We start from the raw sequence: 16295 nt of genomic DNA, 5'->3' as shown, positions 1-16295 counted from the left end.
GGCCAGATAAGACGTTACGCCGCCATCAGATACGGGGCTACGTAATTATTGTGACTTTCCTTATTGAATCAGCTATCTTGTTTAGCATATAAAACAAATTAACCGATTGTGGCGTTTATTACGCTTTCATTCGGTTGTTTCGTTAAGTCAGTAAAACGAGAAGCCACGATGAGCGTAATGTTTGACCCACAAGCCGCAATCTACCCGTTCCCGCCGAAACCAACGCCGTTGAACGACGATGAAAAGCAATTTTATCGTGAGAAAATCAAGCGCTTGCTCAAAGAGCGCAATGCCGTCATGGTGGCGCACTATTACACCGATCCGGAAATTCAACAGTTGGCAGAAGAAACCGGCGGCTGTATTTCCGACTCGCTGGAAATGGCCCGTTTCGGCGCGAAGCACGCCGCATCCACGCTGCTGGTAGCGGGCGTACGGTTTATGGGGGAAACCGCCAAAATCCTCAGCCCGGAAAAAACCATTCTTATGCCTACCCTGGCGGCGGAATGTTCGCTGGATTTAGGCTGCCCAATAGACGAATTTAGCGCTTTTTGTGATGCGCATCCTGACAGAACCGTAGTGGTCTATGCTAACACCTCGGCTGCTGTTAAAGCGCGTGCGGACTGGGTTGTGACCTCCAGTATCGCCGTAGAACTGATTGAGCATCTGGATAGTTTGGGGGAAAAAATTATCTGGGCGCCGGACAGACACCTGGGGAATTACGTGCAAAAACAGACCGGGGCCGATGTACTGTGCTGGCAAGGAGCGTGTATCGTGCATGACGAGTTTAAAACCCAGGCGTTGACCCGTTTAAAAAAAATCTATCCCGATGCCGCTCTTCTGGTTCACCCTGAATCGCCGCAGTCCATTGTCGAGATGGCCGATGCGGTGGGCTCCACCAGTCAGCTTATTAAGGCGGCAAAAACGCTGCCGCACAGACAGCTTATCGTGGCGACCGATCGCGGCATCTTCTACAAAATGCAGCAGGCGGTGCCTGAAAAAGAACTGCTTGAAGCGCCCACGGCTGGCGAGGGGGCGACCTGCCGTAGCTGCGCGCACTGTCCGTGGATGGCGATGAATGGCCTGAAAGCCATTGCTGAAGGGCTGGAGCAGGGAGGCGCGGCGCATGAAATACAGGTTGATGCGGCGCTACGCGAGGGCGCATTACTGCCGCTCAACCGGATGCTGGATTTTGCGGCTACACTTCGGGCGTAAAGACGGAAATCTTTGGGGGAGAGAATGGATTTTTTTAGTACGCACAACATACTGATTCATATTCCGATTGGCGCTGGCGGGTACGATCTCTCGTGGATCGAAGCGGTAGGAACCATCGCCGGCCTGCTCTGTATTTGGCTTGCCAGTCTGGAGAAGATCAGCAACTACTTTTTTGGACTGGTTAACGTTACCCTGTTTGCGATTATTTTCTTTCAGATCCAGCTTTATGCCAGCCTGTTGCTGCAACTCTTTTTCTTTGCCGCCAATATTTATGGCTGGTATGCGTGGTCGCGGCAAACAAAGGATAATCAAGCCGAGCTTAAAATCCGCTGGCTGCCGTTGCCAAAAGCAATGGCATGGCTGGCGATATGTGTGATAGCTATCGGTTTGATGACGCGATATATCGATCCCGTATTCGCCGTCCTGACGCGCGTGGCCGTCGCCATTATGCAGATGCTGGGGTTACAGGTGACAATGCCCGTACTGCAACCGGACGCTTTCCCGTTCTGGGACTCTTGCATGATGGTGCTGTCTATCGTGGCGATGATTCTGATGACACGCAAATATGTCGAAAACTGGCTCCTGTGGGTGATAATCAACGTGATCAGTGTGGTGATTTTTGCTTTGCAGGGCGTCTATGCGATGTCGCTGGAATATCTGATCCTGACATTTATCGCCGTGAACGGTAGCCGCCTGTGGATAAACAGCGCGCGGGAGCGAGGATCGCGCGCGCTTTCCCGTTAATGGTGATGAACATGCCCGGACGATGTCTGATTCAGATGACAGTCCGGGCCGTGACACACTTGATACTCCATCTGAATCGTAGCGTGCGCAATATGGTATTCGTGCATCAGGAAATCCTGGATACGTTCCAGCAGCGCATCATGGTCGTGTGGCGGAATGACCTGAGCGTGCAATGTCATGACTGGTTTTTCGCCGACCATCCAGACATGCACATGGTGTACGTTGCGGACTTCGGGGATTTCCCGGCTTAAATGGCGCTGTAAGGCATTAATATCCAGCGAAACCGGCGCGCCTTCCAGCAATTCGTTGACGCTATCTTTTAACAAACGCCAGGCGCTGCGTAACACCAGTACCGAAACCAGAATAGAGAGAATCGGGTCCGCTGGCGTCCAGCCCGTCCATATAATGATCAACGCGGCGACTATTGCGCCGACGGAACCCAGCAAATCGCCCATCACATGTAGCGCGGCAGCGCGCACGTTCAGGTTTTTTTCATCGCTTCCCCGATGGAGTATCCAGAACGCAAACAGGTTCGCCAGCAGACCCGCGACCGCAATCACCATCATCAGATTGCCCGCCACCGGACGTGGCGTGTAAAAGCGCTCTATCGCTTCCCAGACAATGAGAAGGGTAATGACCACCAACGCAATGGCATTCACAAAGGCCGCCAATGTGGTGAGTCTTAGCCAGCCAAAAGTGTGGCGAACAGTCGGGGGGCGACGGGAAAATTGAACCGCCAGCAGCGCAAAGAGAAGAGCCGCCGCGTCGGTGAGCATATGTCCCGCATCCGCCAACAACGCCAGAGAGCCGGAGAGTATCCCGCCCACCACCTCAAGGAGCATAAATCCGGCAGTGACGATAAAGGCGAAAAGCAGGCGACGAGCATTATTATCTTTCGGCAGGTGTGAATCGGCATGAGAGTGTGAGTGCGCCATAACGTCATTCCTTTGTTATTCTCATCAATACTGTAGACATCATACTGATTTTTCGCTGACAAAATAAAAAGGAGAGCGAAAGCTCTCCCGTTATCAGACTTTTTTCTGCATTACTGTGTGGTACCGTCGGTTTTGGTATTCACGTCATTATTGACGCCATTACCGGTTTCCACTTTTTTATTAATATCCGGGCAGCGACCGTCTTTACACATGGTATTTTTATGCTCTTCATCCTTGGTCATTCCGTCATGATTCATGGTTGAACCGTCTGGATGCTGCATCGTGCTGTTAGCGTTGCCGTTGGTATTGATGTCGTTGTTATTCACATCATTCGGCGCAACATTCTGGCGGGCGTCCGGGGCAACCTGACCGGCATTTGCCGCCGAGTTCGCCTGGCCATTACTGGATTGCGCGTTAGATTCAGCAGCTAACGCTGCGCCGCTGGCAAGGCCGAGGGTAGCGGTGAGTAAAAGCGTAGTCAGTTTTGTCATTTTCATAAGATGCTCCTGTTATGGTGGATATGTCGGATAACCTCTTCCAACAGTGCACGTGTCAGTCAAATCCTCAAATAAGGGATAAAAAACGTTCGCCGCCGCGGGTTAACGCAGCAGAGAATCTTGCAATAATTCATAAACAGAGTGGTTACAGTTAAAAAGTGTAGGTTAGATCCCATTTTTCGCTACATTTGTGCGTTTTTTTCCTGAATTCCAGGATTATTCCGTTCAAAGTGTAAAAGCCCGTTTACACTATTTAATTGAAGAGATAGATTGGAGGGATTGCATTCATTGGGATAAGTACGGCAACACTGGAATAAACATGAATTATCAGAACGACGATTTACGCATTAAAGAAATCAACGAGTTATTACCTCCGGTCGCGCTGCTGGAAAAGTTTCCCGCCACGGAAAATGCAGCAAATACCGTTGCTCACGCGCGCAAAGCCATCCATAAAATTCTCAAAGGCAATGACGATCGTCTGCTGGTGGTGATCGGTCCTTGTTCAATTCATGATCCGGCAGCGGCGAAAGAGTATGCCGCCCGTTTGCTGGCGCTACGCGATGAGCTTCAAGGCGAGCTTGAAATTGTCATGCGCGTCTATTTTGAGAAACCGCGTACCACCGTCGGCTGGAAAGGGCTGATTAACGATCCGCACATGGATAACAGCTTCCAGATTAACGACGGTCTGCGTATTGCGCGCAAACTGCTGCTGGATATTAACGACAGCGGCCTGCCTGCCGCCGGCGAATTCCTCGATATGATCACGCCGCAATATCTGGCCGATCTGATGAGCTGGGGCGCCATTGGCGCGCGGACTACTGAATCCCAGGTTCATCGCGAACTGGCGTCTGGCCTCTCTTGTCCGGTCGGTTTTAAAAATGGTACTGATGGCACGATTAAAGTCGCCATTGACGCCATCAACGCCGCCGGCGCGCCGCATTGCTTCCTCTCCGTCACTAAATGGGGTCATTCGGCGATTGTGAATACCAGCGGCAACGGCGACTGCCATATCATTCTGCGCGGCGGTAAAGCGCCAAACTATAGCGCGCAACATGTTGCTGAGGTGAAAGAAGGCCTCATCAAAGCGGGACTGACGCCGCAGGTCATGATCGATTTCAGCCATGCCAACTCCTGTAAGCAATTTCAAAAGCAGATGGAGGTTTGCGCCGATGTCTGTCAGCAGATAGCGGGCGGTGAAAAAGCGATTATTGGCGTGATGGTAGAGAGTCATCTGGTAGAAGGAAACCAGAGTCTGGAAAGCGGTCAGCCGCTGACCTACGGTAAAAGCATTACTGACGCCTGTATTGGCTGGGAAGATACCGATGCGCTGCTTCGTCAGTTGTCGGCAGCGGTAAAAGCCCGTCGCGGCTAAGTTTATTTTCTTTCCTGTGGTGAAGTGCAGGATAGAAAACATATCGGTCCGGTAACAGCCTACCGGACCGATATTGCCAATATTAATGTATTATTATTTGGCGTACTTGGGTACTTCCTGCTTCTGGAGAGTATTTCCTTCCGAATCAATTCCTACAATGACTCTATAGCGGTCAAAATATAACTTCTTAATGGATTCTGTTCCTAATTCTTCGTAGGCAACAATTTCTACTGATTTAACATGTTTTGTATTAATTGCAGACGCTCCTCCAATCCCGAGTAGCGAAACCCCACCGTATTTTTTACAAAGCTCAGCGACATAATCAGCACGATCGCCTTTGCCAAGAAACGCAGTTGCCCCTTGTTGAAACATCATTTCTACAAATGGGTCCATACGCGCGGCCGTTGTAGGACCGTTGGAGCCAATAGGTAAACCAGGTCTGGCAGGGCAGGGGCCAGCATAGTAAATCGTTTGGTTTTGAAAATCGACTGGTGATTTTTCTCCGTTACTAAGCGCTACTTCGATTTTTTTATGCGCGGCGTCACGGCAGGTGTAAGCAAATCCAGTGAGAAATAATATATCGCCGACCTTAAGAGTTTTCGCTTTCTCTTTAGTCAATGGTAATGTTAATTCCATCATAGCTTCTCCAGGTATTAAATGATTTCACTAGCGTGGCGGCTTGCATTACATTGGAAATTGATTGCGACTGGCAGTGCAGTGATATGGCAAGGATAGTAATCGACATGCACGCCTAACGCCGTAATACGCCCGCCCATACCTAAAGGGCCGATCCCTGTATTATTCACGGCCTCTAATAATTCAGCTTCGAGCTGGGCATAAAGTGGTTTAGCATTGAACTCACCAAGAGGGCGTAATAATGCTTTCTTCGCCATCCACGAACAGTGATCCATTGTACCGCCAACGCCGATACCAATAATATAAGGAGGGCATGGATTGCCTCCTACACGACGGACAGTTTCCAGAACAAAATCTTTTATACCATCAATACCATCGCCGGGAAGCAATGTTTTAAAAGTTCCCATATTTTCGCTACCGCCGCCCTTTGGCATAACGGTAATTGTCACTCGGTCACCATCAACAATTTCAGTATGTAAAATTGCAGGAGTATTATCATTAGTATTAATACGTTCTAATGGATCTGCAACCATGGATTTTCTTAAGTATCCATTTTCATAGCCCTGGCGAACACCCTGGTTCACCTGATCTTTAAGCGGCTTACCTTCCCAGCATACATGTTGTCCAATTTCCATTATAACGATACAAGTGCCGGTATCATGGCAGCATGCAAGTTGTTCTTTTTTTGCATACTCTCCATTATCAATTAATATCTTAATGGTTTCCTTGCCGATCTTTGACTCTTCTTTATCATATGCTTTACGAAAAGAACACATGAGATTATCATCCAGTTCATAACAAGCTTTTTTTACAAGTTTTTCGATAACCGGAATGATAATTTCTGTATTTAATATACGACTCATACTCCCTCCAGTGCTATGTTGCATTGTTTTATCCATTGATCACATTTTCATGATATTCGTATTCATTGTAGGAAGGAAATATGTTATTTTTATTAAATGATAAATTTTATTTATAGTAGTGGAAAATAGATGGAAATTAGACAATTAGAATATTTTGTAAGCGCTTCTTTGTTAGGTAACTTAACCAGAGTTGCTGAGCGGCATTTTGTTTCTCAACCTAATATCACCATTGCTATTAAGAAGTTAGAGACTGAATTAGGGGTGACATTATTTGATAGAAAGAAAAATAAACTTGTCCTTACTGAGGAGGGCATGTTTTTCTTACAAAAAATTGAACCTATCCTTATTGCGTTAAAAAATAGCGTAGCGGAAATGAAAGATTATCGTAATGAAAATGGTGGTATAGTAACTTTGGGGATCCCACCGATGATAAGTTTGTTTCTTTTTTCACCGCTCTTCAAGCATTTCCGAGAGATTTATCCAGAGATGGAACTCTCTCTTGTTGAAGAGGGGACTTTTGGTTTACATGATAAACTTTCTGCTGGAGAGCTGGATCTTGCTATTGTTATTATTAATGACTGTCCAAAAGAATTAGTTACGGTACCATTAATGACTCAGCAGCACGTGGTATGTATGTCAGATAAACATCCCCTGGCAAAAAAGGATAGTATCGATTGGGAAGATCTACAATATGAGCCATTGATACTAATGAAAAAAGATTCCTGGCATAGAAAAACGATTATTGAAGAATGTACAAAGCGAGGAATTCATACACATATTTTTCTATCATCAAACAGGGTTCAAACCAACATAGATCTGGTTGCTAAAAATGAAGGAATTTCTTTCATTTTGGACGCTGTCGATCTTAAAGCCGAAAAAGTAATAACCAAGGCCATGACTGAGCCGACTTATGTTACGATTGGTTTGGCCTGGAAGAAAGATAAATATTTATCATATGCAACCAGAGCGTTAATTAAATTCATTGAGGATTATATTAAAGAACATTTTACAATTAAATAATTATATTTGTTCTTCAACAAAAATTTCCCATAGCTCTTCGGCATCTGGAGGCATTCTCTTGGCTGGTCTATAAAGTCTTATTTCTATGGGTACCCATAAATTGCTTTCTTTTTCCGCTGCAGTAACAATAGTTTTAGCCTCTATATCTTGCCTGGCAAGGCTTTGAGGTATCCAGGCAACACCATCGCCAGATCTGACCATTGCCAATAGTGTTGCTGCCAGATCGGCCACAAAGGCAACATTTATATTATGGGTAATTCTGTTAATAGACGCTGTATTTGCTATTATTCTTCCCAGACCTGATTGTGATGAAAAAGAAAGGTAAGGGAATTGAATCTTATTATTTATATTCCACAACGGTTTTAACGTTTCTGAGTCTGGTTTACTGAATGGAATTAATGTATCAAACCCAAGACGAATGCTCATAAAGTTATTTTTATTTAAATTTAGATGCATATGTGGGTGATGGTGACACAGCAAAAATTGTGAATCTCCCTGCCGCATCATTTTTTCACACGCATTCAATGAGTCAGATAAAAGACGAAATGAACCAAATTTTGCAATTTTATCACTTTGCTTTAACAAGTGCGGTACAAAAGAGAAAGACAAAGCATGCGTTGCTGAAAAAACAAGACTAGGTTGTTTATTACCTGCGGCCTCAAGGGTATCACTTTTCAATGTGTACAAGGAGTGGATCAGTTCGGGAAGCTGGTCTGTAAATACTTCTCCGGCCTTGGTAAGGGTGACTCCCCGTTTACTTCTTTCAAAAAGGGGCGTACCCACCCATTCTTCGAGAGATTGTATCCGACGACTAAATGCGGGTTGAGTCACATATCTTGAGGCAGACGCTTTTGAGAAATTCAACGTTTCTTTTAGAGCCAGACAGTCTTCGAGCCATGTTAGTTCGAGGTGATGCCGATATTGCATAAGCTGCAACCTTATTAGCATTGGATGAGTTTCATTTATATAAGTAGCATTATACACAGACAGATTTTAAGAGGAAATTATTTGATTAAATAGAAACAAAAGCAGTAAGAATATGTTATGCCTTTGTCGGGTAAGTGTTGTTATTTATGTGAGTGTATTCTTTCTCAATAGAAATTAATTAGATGTAATTTTAGTATAACATGTGATTTATGCTTGTTGCAGTTGTATTCATGACTGTAATGAGTTGTTTTTGTACCCTAATAATATAAGGACGTATACATGTCACCAGCGATTATTACTTTGTTGGTTTTAGTGGTTGCAATAATTATCTTTGTTAGCGATCGTCTTCCTATGGGATTAGTTGCATTTATGGTCCCAATGGCACTTTATTTTACCGGTGTTATCGATGCTAAGGATATTTTTGCTTCAATCGTAAATGCGAATGTTATTCTTATCGTCGCCATGTGTGTACTCGGTGCGGCATTTTTTAAAACAGGTTTGGCATGGCAATCAAGTAAAATTTTACTAAAATATGCTAAAACAGAAAGAAGCCTTAGTGTATTGATTTTTCTTATTGGTGGAGTTATGTCTGCCTTTGTTTCTAATAGCGGAACAGTTGCTGTGCTAATTCCTATTGTTTTAGGTATTGCCGCCAGTAGTCAGATTAAGCCTATTAAACTTCTTATGCCTCTGGTTTTTGGGGCAACAATCGGTGCTGACATTTCTATTATCGGTTCGCCAGGAAATCTGATTGCTAAAAATACTATTGAAACTTTTAGTAAGGGAAGTCTGTCGGTGCCATTTTTCGAATACGCTAAAATTGGTATTCCTTTGCTGATTGCATGCTCTATATTTCTCTATTTCTTCGGTTCAAAACTCATCGCAGATCGTGATGGAAATACACAATCTGATTCTCAAATGGATTATAGCCAAATTCCGGCCTGGCATAGAAATTTAACTTTAGCCGTTTTTATTCTGTCTATCGCTGGAATGGTGGCAACTGATTATATTAAGTTTCTGCCTCCAATGCATATTATTGCATGTTGTTCGGCTATTGTTCTTGTATTCGCTGGCGTTTTAACACAAAAGGAAACTTTTAATTCTTTTGAAACACTAACTGTTTTCATGCTTGCGTTTATGATGCCTTTAGGAGCCGCGCTTAATTCTACTGGTGCTGGAGAAATGATTGCTAATGCCGTTATTTCAGTAACCGGAGATTCTGGCGTTATGATTATTATGGCGTCATTGTGGATACTTACATGGGCTTTGACTCAAGTTATGAGTAACACTGCAGCATGTACGTTGTTATGCCCGGTAGGATGGACTATCGCACAGTCTATTGGCGCAGACCCTCGTGCAGTTGTTATTGCTGTTTTTATTGCGAGTAGTGTTGCTGTTTGTACCCCAATGGCTATTCCAGCAAACTCAATGATTATTGGCCCGGGGAATGTTAAATTTAAAGATTTTTTAAAACCCGGATTGGCGATTAGTTTGGTTTGTTTTATCGTTAGTATGATTTTACTACCGATATTTTATCCCTTCTATTAATGCCTGATATTACTTTTCTATTTTAGATTATTAAATTTGAGACTTTATTATGAATAGTTCGGTGCTATTAGGTGAAGGCTTCACCCTGATGTTCCTCGGCATGGGGTTCGTGCTGGCGTTTCTGTTCCTGCTGATTTTCGCCATCCGCGGCATGTCCGCCGCCGTCAACCGCTTCTTCCCTGAACCGGTCCCGGTACCGAAGGCGGCACCCGCCGCCGCGCCCGCGGACGACTTCGCCCGCTTAAAGCCGGTGATTGCCGCCGCTATCCACCACCATCGCCGCCTTAACCCTTAATTCACGGAGGAATCCATGACCGTTGCCATTACCGATGTCGTCCTGCGCGACGCTCACCAGTCTCTGTTCGCCACCCGCCTGCGCCTTGATGATATGCTGCCGATTGCCGCTCAGCTCGATGATGTGGGCTACGGGTCGCTGGAGTGCTGGGGCGGCGCCACCTTTGACGCCTGTATCCGTTTCCTCGGCGAAGACCCGTGGCTGCGCCTGCGCGAACTCAAAAAAGCCATGCCGAAGACTCCCCTGCAGATGCTGCTGCGCGGCCAGAACCTGCTCGGCTATCGCCACTACGCCGATGACGTGGTGGAGCGTTTTGTCGAACGCGCGGTGAAAAACGGCATGGACGTCTTCCGCGTCTTCGACGCCATGAACGACCCGCGCAATATGAAAGCCGCATTACAGGCGGTACGCAGCCACGGCGCGCACGCCCAGGGCACGCTCTCGTACACCACCAGCCCGGCGCACACCCTGCAGACCTGGCTGGACCTGACCGAACAGCTGCTGGAAACCGGCGTCGACTCGATTGCCATCAAGGATATGTCCGGCATTCTCACCCCGATGGCCGCTTTTGAGCTGGTGAGCGAAATCAAAAAACGTTTTGAGGTGCGCCTGCATCTGCACTGTCATGCCACCACCGGGATGGCGGAGATGGCCCTGCTGAAGGCCATTGAAGCGGGCGTCGACGGCGTCGACACGGCGATTTCCTCCATGAGCGCCACCTACGGCCACCCGGCCACCGAAGCGCTGGTTGCCACGCTCGCCGGCACAAAATATGACACCGGGCTGGATATCCTGAAGCTGGAAAACATCGCCGCCTACTTCCGCGAGGTGCGCAAAAAATACCACGCCTTTGAAGGCCAGCTGAAGGGCTACGACAGCCGCATTCTGGTGGCGCAGGTACCGGGCGGGATGCTGACCAACCTGGAAAGCCAGCTGAAGCAGCAGAACGCGGCGGACAAGCTGGACCAGGTGCTGGCGGAAATCCCCCGCGTGCGCGAGGACCTCGGCTTTATCCCGCTGGTGACCCCGACCTCGCAGATTGTCGGCACCCAGGCGGTGCTCAACGTGCTGACGGGCGAACGCTACAAGACCATTGCCAAAGAAACGGCCGGCATTCTGAAAGGCGAATACGGCCACACCCCGGTGCCGGTGAACGCCGCGTTACAGGCCCGCGTGCTGGAAGGGGGCGCTCCGGTGACCTGCCGTCCGGCGGATTTACTCAAACCGGAACTGGCTGAACTGGAAGCGGACGTCAGGCGCCAGGCGCAGGAGAAGGGCATCACTCTGGCGGGAAACGCCATCGACGACGTGCTCACCGTGGCGCTGTTCCCGCAAATCGGCCTCAAATTCCTTGAGAACCGCCACAACCCGGCGGCGTTTGAGCCACTGCCGCAGGCGGAAGCCGCGCAGCCGGTGGCAAAAGCAGAGAAGCCTGCCGCTTCCGGTATCTACACCGTGGAAGTGGAAGGCAAAGCCTTTGTGGTGAAGGTCAGCGACGGCGGCGATATCAGCCAGCTCACTGCGGCTGCACCTGCTGCCTCTTCTGCTCCTGCCACCGCCCCGGCAGGCCCAGGCACACCGGTCACCGCGCCGCTGGCGGGCAATATCTGGAAGGTGATTGCCGCTGAAGGCCAGACGGTGGCCGAAGGCGATGTGCTGCTGATTCTGGAAGCCATGAAAATGGAAACCGAAATCCGCGCCGCGCAGGCCGGGACGGTACGCGGTATCGCGGTGAAGTCCGGGGATGCGGTTTCCGTCGGCGACACCCTGATGACGCTGGCGTAAGGACGAGGAGCGGAAATGGAAAGTCTGAACGCCCTGCTTCAGGGCATGGGGCTGATGCACCTTGGCGCAGGCCAGGCCATCATGCTGCTGGTGAGCCTGCTGCTGCTGTGGCTGGCGATAGCGAAGAAGTTCGAGCCGCTGCTGCTGCTGCTGCCGATTGGCTTCGGCGGCCTGCTCTCCAATATCCCGGAAGCGGGCATGGCGCTGACCGCGCTGGAGAGCCTGCTGGCGCACCACGACGCCGGGCAACTGGCGGTGATTGCCGCGAAGCTCAACTGCGCGCCGGACGTGCACGCCATTAAAGAGGCATTAGCGCTGGCGCTGCCGTCGGTGCAGAGCCAGATGGAGAACCTGGCGGTGGACATGGGCTACACGCCGGGGGTGCTGGCGCTGTTCTATAAAGTGGCGATTGGCTCCGGCGTCGCGCCGCTGGTCATCTTTATGGGCGTGGGGGCGATGACCGACTTCGGCCCGCTGCTGGCCAACCCGCGCACCCTGCTGCTCGGCGCGGCGGCGCAGTTCGGCATCTTCGCCACCGTGCTGGGGGCGCTGACGCTGAACTACTTCGGCCTGATTGCCTTCACCCTGCCGCAGGCGGCGGCCATCGGTATTATCGGCGGCGCGGACGGCCCGACGGCGATTTATCTGTCGGGCAAGCTGGCGCCGGAGCTGCTGGGGGCCATCGCGGTGGCGGCGTACTCGTATATGGCGCTGGTGCCGTTAATCCAGCCGCCGATTATGAAGGCGCTGACCACGGAGACGGAGCGGAAAATCCGCATGGTGCAGCTGCGCACGGTGAGTAAGCGGGAAAAAATCCTCTTTCCGGTGGTGCTGTTACTACTGGTGGCGCTGCTGCTGCCGGACGCCGCGCCGTTGCTGGGGATGTTCTGCTTTGGCAATCTGATGCGCGAAAGCGGCGTGGTGGAGCGCCTGAGCGACACGGTACAGAACGGGCTGATTAATATCGTGACCATCTTCCTCGGGCTGTCGGTGGGCGCGAAGCTGGTGGCGGACAAGTTCCTGCAGCCGCAGACGCTGGGCATTCTGCTGCTGGGGGTGGTTGCCTTTGGTATCGGGACGGCGGCCGGGGTACTGATGGCGAAGCTGCTGAACCTGTGCAGTAAGAACAAAATCAACCCGCTTATCGGTTCGGCGGGGGTGTCGGCGGTGCCGATGGCGGCCCGCGTATCGAACAAGGTGGGCCTGGAATCAGACGCGCAGAACTTCCTGCTGATGCACGCGATGGGGCCGAACGTGGCCGGGGTGATTGGCTCGGCCATTGCGGCGGGCGTGATGCTCAAGTACGTGCTGGCGATGTAAATCTGTTCCTTTCCCGGAGGCGGCGCGTTGCGCCTGTCCGGGCTACCGGATTGCATGGATCTGTAGCCCGGACAGATGCGCAGCATCGCCTCCGGGAATGTCCTATAAGGAGACTTTGATGAATGAAACCATAGCATTTCGTCCGGAAGGCCGGGCGTCGACAAAAGATGTGGTTGTCAATTATACGCTGGCGTCACTGGACGAGCTTGAACAACTGCACCCGGCGCTGAATCTGCTGGCGCACCCGTCAATCGTCCGTGGCAGCCATGATTTCTTTGTCCGTTGTTATGACGCGGGCGTACAGCATGCGCAGGCCGGGGCGGCTGAAACGGTAGCGGTTTTGCCTGATTCGCTGCCACAAGAACGGCAAAGGAGCGGGCTGCTGTGTGCCGCAGCAGGTCGTCTGGATGCCCTGCGCCAGCCGCTGACGCACAATCGTTTATGTGACCTGGCCAGTCAGTTCTGTGCTGGCATGGCAGATGTTGACAGCGAAACCCGCAGCGGTTTTTATACCGTGCGCAGCATATCGCTGCCGGTTTACCGGCGGCTGTTGCGGGATCAACATTCTCACGGTGTCTGCCTGCAGCAGGCTCTGCTGCACCTGCTGGCCTGGAAGAGCGATTCTCCCTGGGCGCGGCAGCAGGCGCAGCGGCTGCTCTGGCAGGGCGGCGTGCTGGGCGATAAAGGTGAGTTTGCGCTTATGACGCTGGATGATGAACTGCGGGAGCGCCAGATTGAGTGGCCCGGGCTGTGGTCGCTGCTGGCCGTCACCGGGTTTCTGGCGAAATTCCCTGCCGGGCCGATATTTGCTGACTGAAAAATGAGGACTGCTGACAATTATCTGTTGTGTTGGCATTTCTGCGAGAGGCAGCTAGCGCTTTGCCTGACTTACGAAATGAGAATATCAACAGATTACGTACTTTTTGTAGGTCCGTGGTTGGAACATTGCCACCTGGTTACATTTTGTCAGCAGCCTCAAGCGTGGATGGCTCCACGCTTTTTTTGTCTATGGAAAACCCCCAGCCAGGCCCTGTCTCTTGATCAGGAGGTCTGATCAAGAGACAGGGCTATGCCGGAGGATATTTATTGGAAACCGATGAGATAGCCCACCGTGTCATCAATCGAAATATAAATAAATATATAACGAAATAATTCGGCGCTATAATTCTCCTCTGATTAATAACGTAGCCCGAACCATGACCTGTCAGGACAAATCACTTTTAGCCCCCGGTCTCGCTTCCACGCCCGTCATTCCGCGCTATCGCCAGATCATACGCAAACGGGCCGTGCTCATGTTAGCTATTGCGCTGGCGATGATGGCTTCACTGATGGTGGATGTAACCTGTGGGTCTTCTGGTTTACCGCTCAGTGCGCTGTGGCAGGCGCTTTTCCAGCCGGAAAAGGTGAATGCGGGCATACACGTTATTGTCTGGGATATTCGTTTACCCTATGCCCTGATGGCCCTACTGGTGGGCATGGCGTTAGGGTTAGCGGGCGCCGAAATGCAAACCATTTTAAATAATCCGCTGGCGACGCCGTTTACCCTCGGCGTATCGTCCGCGGCGGCTTTTGGCGCTGCGCTGGCGATTGTGTTGGGGATCGGTATTCCCGGTATTCCTGCCGCCTGGTTTATCCCGGCCAATGCGTTCATCTTTGCGCTGTTATCCGCGTTACTCCTGGACGGTATTACCCGTTGGACAGGCGTCGCCGCATCCGGAGTGGTGTTGTTCGGTATTGCGCTGGTATTCACCTTTAACGCGTTGGTCGCCATTATGCAGTTTGTGGCTGATGAAGATACGCTGCAGGGGCTGGTATTCTGGACGATGGGGAGCCTGGTCCGCGCGTCGTGGGAAAAATTGGGCGTACTGGCCGTGGTGTTTATTGCTGTGCTTTTTTGCGCGTTACGAAGCGCCTGGCAACTCACGGCATTACGTCTGGGCGAAGAGAGGGCGATGAGCTTTGGGATTCATGTCCGCCGTTTACGCCTGCTGTCATTGTTGCGTATCAGCTTGTTATCAGCGCTGGCGGTAGCTTTCGTCGGGCCGATTGGTTTTATTGGTCTCGTTGCACCGCACATTGCACGAATACTTTTGGGGGAAGATCACCGTTTCTACCTTCCGGGCAGCGTGCTGATAGGCGGGCTGGTGTTATCGCTGGCCTCTATTGCGGCGAAAAATAGTATTCCGGGCGTCATGGTGCCGGTGGGGATTGTCACCTCGCTGGTCGGGGTTCCGTTCTTTTTAAGCATTGTATTGCGACATCGGGGGAGTCTCTGATGCGCGGGTTAATGCTCCGCTCATTTAGCGCCGGCTATTCCACTCAGCCGGTTATTGCAGATCTCAACGTTCCCTTACTGCCGCGCGGGAAAATTACCATTTTGCTGGGGCCGAACGGCTGTGGTAAATCGACGTTACTACGTTCGCTGGCCGGGCTGAATAACGCCGACGGCGAGGCGCTGCTTGATGGCGAGGATCTCATGTCGTTATCGTTTGCCGAGCGGGCGCAGAAAGTTGTGTTTTTGCCGCAGTCATTACCGCAGGGCGTACATCTGCATGTACTGGAGTCGATTATCGTGGTACTGCGGGCATCAGGCGGCAGAGACAATGCGCAGGGCAGAGCGCAGATACTGGCTATCCTTGAGCAATTGGGCATAACGCATCTGGCGTTGCAGTATCTCGACCAGCTTTCCGGCGGTCAGCGGCAGTTAGTGGGTCTGGCGCAATCGCTGATTCGTCGCCCTGAACTTCTGTTGCTGGATGAGCCGCTCAGCGCGCTGGATTTAAACTATCAGTTTCACGTAATGGATCTCGTGCGTCGGGATACCCAGGCGCAAAATAGGGTGACGATAGTCGTGGCGCATGACATTAATATTGCACTGCGTCATGGTGACCATGTCCTGATGCTAAAAGACGGCAGGCTGGTCGCCAGCGGCGCGCCGGAGACGGTGATTACTGCGGAGCGTCTGGCTGAAGTGTACCGGGTACGAGGACGCGTGGAGCGCTGTTCGCAGGGGAAATTGCAGGTGGTGCTGGACGGCGTGATCGCTGTTTAAGACGTATTGCCTGATGGCGCTGCGCTTATCCGGCCTACCCATTGCTCGTAGGCCGGATAAGGCAGTTATACCGCCATCCGGCAAAGGTG

Annotated in this window: 16 protein-coding genes; 11 read left to right on the top strand and 5 right to left on the bottom strand. The window is 50.7% G+C overall.

Going from position 1 to position 16295, the window contains the following annotated elements:
* The first annotated feature begins 168 nt into the window (after positions 1-168).
* Positions 169-1212, top strand: coding sequence for a quinolinate synthase NadA (gene nadA / locus J4613_RS10650; RefSeq protein ID WP_000115343.1), 1044 nt, complete (start codon positions 169-171; stop codon positions 1210-1212).
* A gap of 24 nt (positions 1213-1236) precedes the next feature.
* A complete protein-coding gene (pnuC, locus tag J4613_RS10645; protein WP_000345368.1) occupies positions 1237-1956 on the top strand; it encodes a nicotinamide riboside transporter PnuC in 720 nt (239 codons plus the stop codon).
* Here the strand turns inward: pnuC and zitB are convergent.
* Together zitB and J4613_RS10635 are read right to left on the bottom strand one after the other, a co-directional pair.
* Complete coding sequence (gene zitB, locus J4613_RS10640) at positions 1953-2891, bottom strand: CDF family zinc transporter ZitB (protein ID WP_000951251.1); 939 nt, start codon at positions 2889-2891, stop codon at positions 1953-1955. The two genes, pnuC and zitB, sit on opposite strands and share 4 nt — an antisense overlap.
* 110 nt (positions 2892-3001) lie before the next feature.
* A complete protein-coding gene (locus tag J4613_RS10635; RefSeq protein WP_000784379.1) occupies positions 3002-3388 on the bottom strand; it encodes a YbgS-like family protein in 387 nt (128 codons plus the stop codon).
* A gap of 319 nt (positions 3389-3707) precedes the next feature.
* Between J4613_RS10635 and aroG the strand changes: the two genes are divergently transcribed.
* On the top strand, positions 3708-4760 hold the full coding sequence (gene aroG / locus J4613_RS10630) for a 3-deoxy-7-phosphoheptulonate synthase AroG (protein ID WP_001109233.1): 1053 nt from the start codon (positions 3708-3710) through the stop codon (positions 4758-4760).
* Positions 4761-4853: 93 nt separating this feature from the next.
* Here the strand turns inward: aroG and J4613_RS10625 are convergent, their stop codons facing one another.
* Both J4613_RS10625 and J4613_RS10620 read right to left on the bottom strand, forming a co-directional pair.
* Entirely contained in the window at positions 4854-5399 is a 546-nt protein-coding gene (locus J4613_RS10625; RefSeq protein ID WP_000970374.1) for a FumA C-terminus/TtdB family hydratase beta subunit, read from the bottom strand.
* Between the two features lie 14 nt (positions 5400-5413).
* The gene (locus J4613_RS10620; RefSeq protein WP_000086831.1) at positions 5414-6259 is read right to left on the bottom strand and encodes a fumarate hydratase; all 846 of its coding nucleotides are present in this window, start codon (positions 6257-6259) and stop codon (positions 5414-5416) included.
* Between the two features lie 129 nt (positions 6260-6388).
* On the opposite strand from J4613_RS10620, the gene J4613_RS10615 reads away from it, so the two are divergent.
* Positions 6389-7279: a LysR family transcriptional regulator gene (locus J4613_RS10615; RefSeq protein WP_000405927.1), complete on the top strand. Its 891-nt coding sequence runs from the start codon at positions 6389-6391 to the stop codon at positions 7277-7279.
* On the opposite strand, the gene J4613_RS10610 is transcribed toward J4613_RS10615, so the two are convergent.
* Positions 7280-8263: a LysR family transcriptional regulator gene (locus J4613_RS10610; RefSeq protein WP_000282119.1), complete on the bottom strand. Its 984-nt coding sequence runs from the start codon at positions 8261-8263 to the stop codon at positions 7280-7282. It abuts the gene before it with no gap.
* A 222-nt stretch (positions 8264-8485) separates the two neighbouring features.
* On the opposite strand from J4613_RS10610, the gene J4613_RS10605 reads away from it, so the two are divergent.
* The 7 genes from J4613_RS10605 (at position 8486) to J4613_RS10575 (ending at position 16206) form a co-directional block, all read left to right on the top strand.
* On the top strand, positions 8486-9754 hold the full coding sequence (locus J4613_RS10605) for an SLC13 family permease (RefSeq protein WP_023193244.1): 1269 nt from the start codon (positions 8486-8488) through the stop codon (positions 9752-9754).
* A gap of 49 nt (positions 9755-9803) precedes the next feature.
* The gene (locus J4613_RS10600) at positions 9804-10049 is read left to right on the top strand and encodes an oxaloacetate decarboxylase subunit gamma (RefSeq protein ID WP_001089088.1); all 246 of its coding nucleotides are present in this window, start codon (positions 9804-9806) and stop codon (positions 10047-10049) included.
* A 15-nt stretch (positions 10050-10064) separates the two neighbouring features.
* Entirely contained in the window at positions 10065-11834 is a 1770-nt protein-coding gene (oadA, locus tag J4613_RS10595) for a sodium-extruding oxaloacetate decarboxylase subunit alpha (RefSeq protein WP_094158851.1), read from the top strand.
* Between the two features lie 15 nt (positions 11835-11849).
* Positions 11850-13154, top strand: a complete 1305-nt coding sequence (locus tag J4613_RS10590; RefSeq protein ID WP_208293654.1) for an oxalacetate decarboxylase subunit beta — start codon at positions 11850-11852, stop codon at positions 13152-13154.
* A gap of 118 nt (positions 13155-13272) precedes the next feature.
* The gene (locus J4613_RS10585) at positions 13273-13971 is read left to right on the top strand and encodes a triphosphoribosyl-dephospho-CoA synthase (protein WP_001005993.1); all 699 of its coding nucleotides are present in this window, start codon (positions 13273-13275) and stop codon (positions 13969-13971) included.
* Positions 13972-14350: 379 nt separating this feature from the next.
* Positions 14351-15430 (top strand): iron ABC transporter permease, encoded by a 1080-nt coding sequence (locus tag J4613_RS10580; protein ID WP_000128339.1) that lies wholly within the window; start codon positions 14351-14353, stop codon positions 15428-15430.
* Positions 15430-16206, top strand: coding sequence for an ABC transporter ATP-binding protein (locus J4613_RS10575; RefSeq protein ID WP_001214710.1), 777 nt, complete (start codon positions 15430-15432; stop codon positions 16204-16206). The genes J4613_RS10580 and J4613_RS10575 overlap by 1 nt, the downstream gene beginning before the upstream one ends.
* The last annotated feature ends 89 nt before the right edge of the window (positions 16207-16295 follow it).

Source organism: Salmonella sp. 32020114201800008SM (assembly GCF_017572025.1).
Classification (GTDB): domain Bacteria; phylum Pseudomonadota; class Gammaproteobacteria; order Enterobacterales; family Enterobacteriaceae; genus Salmonella; species Salmonella enterica.
Note: the sequence above shows the minus strand (reverse complement) of the source record. Positions and strands in the feature narration are given on the sequence as shown.

Bases quoted from the DNA above. Each gene is read 5' to 3' on its own strand.
- nadA (WP_000115343.1), top strand. From the start codon at position 169: ATGAGCGTAATGTTTGACCCACAAGCCGCAATCTACCCGTTCCCGCCG.
- pnuC (WP_000345368.1), top strand. From the start codon at position 1,237: ATGGATTTTTTTAGTACGCACAACATACTGATTCATATTCCGATTGGC.
- zitB (WP_000951251.1), bottom strand. From the start codon at position 2,891: ATGGCGCACTCACACTCTCATGCCGATTCACACCTGCCGAAAGATAAT.
- J4613_RS10635 (WP_000784379.1), bottom strand. From the start codon at position 3,388: ATGAAAATGACAAAACTGACTACGCTTTTACTCACCGCTACCCTCGGC.
- aroG (WP_001109233.1), top strand. From the start codon at position 3,708: ATGAATTATCAGAACGACGATTTACGCATTAAAGAAATCAACGAGTTA.
- J4613_RS10625 (WP_000970374.1), bottom strand. From the start codon at position 5,399: ATGATGGAATTAACATTACCATTGACTAAAGAGAAAGCGAAAACTCTT.
- J4613_RS10620 (WP_000086831.1), bottom strand. From the start codon at position 6,259: ATGAGTCGTATATTAAATACAGAAATTATCATTCCGGTTATCGAAAAA.
- J4613_RS10615 (WP_000405927.1), top strand. From the start codon at position 6,389: ATGGAAATTAGACAATTAGAATATTTTGTAAGCGCTTCTTTGTTAGGT.
- J4613_RS10605 (WP_023193244.1), top strand. From the start codon at position 8,486: ATGTCACCAGCGATTATTACTTTGTTGGTTTTAGTGGTTGCAATAATT.
- J4613_RS10600 (WP_001089088.1), top strand. From the start codon at position 9,804: ATGAATAGTTCGGTGCTATTAGGTGAAGGCTTCACCCTGATGTTCCTC.
- oadA (WP_094158851.1), top strand. From the start codon at position 10,065: ATGACCGTTGCCATTACCGATGTCGTCCTGCGCGACGCTCACCAGTCT.
- J4613_RS10590 (WP_208293654.1), top strand. From the start codon at position 11,850: ATGGAAAGTCTGAACGCCCTGCTTCAGGGCATGGGGCTGATGCACCTT.
- J4613_RS10585 (WP_001005993.1), top strand. From the start codon at position 13,273: ATGAATGAAACCATAGCATTTCGTCCGGAAGGCCGGGCGTCGACAAAA.
- J4613_RS10580 (WP_000128339.1), top strand. From the start codon at position 14,351: ATGACCTGTCAGGACAAATCACTTTTAGCCCCCGGTCTCGCTTCCACG.
- J4613_RS10575 (WP_001214710.1), top strand. From the start codon at position 15,430: ATGCGCGGGTTAATGCTCCGCTCATTTAGCGCCGGCTATTCCACTCAG.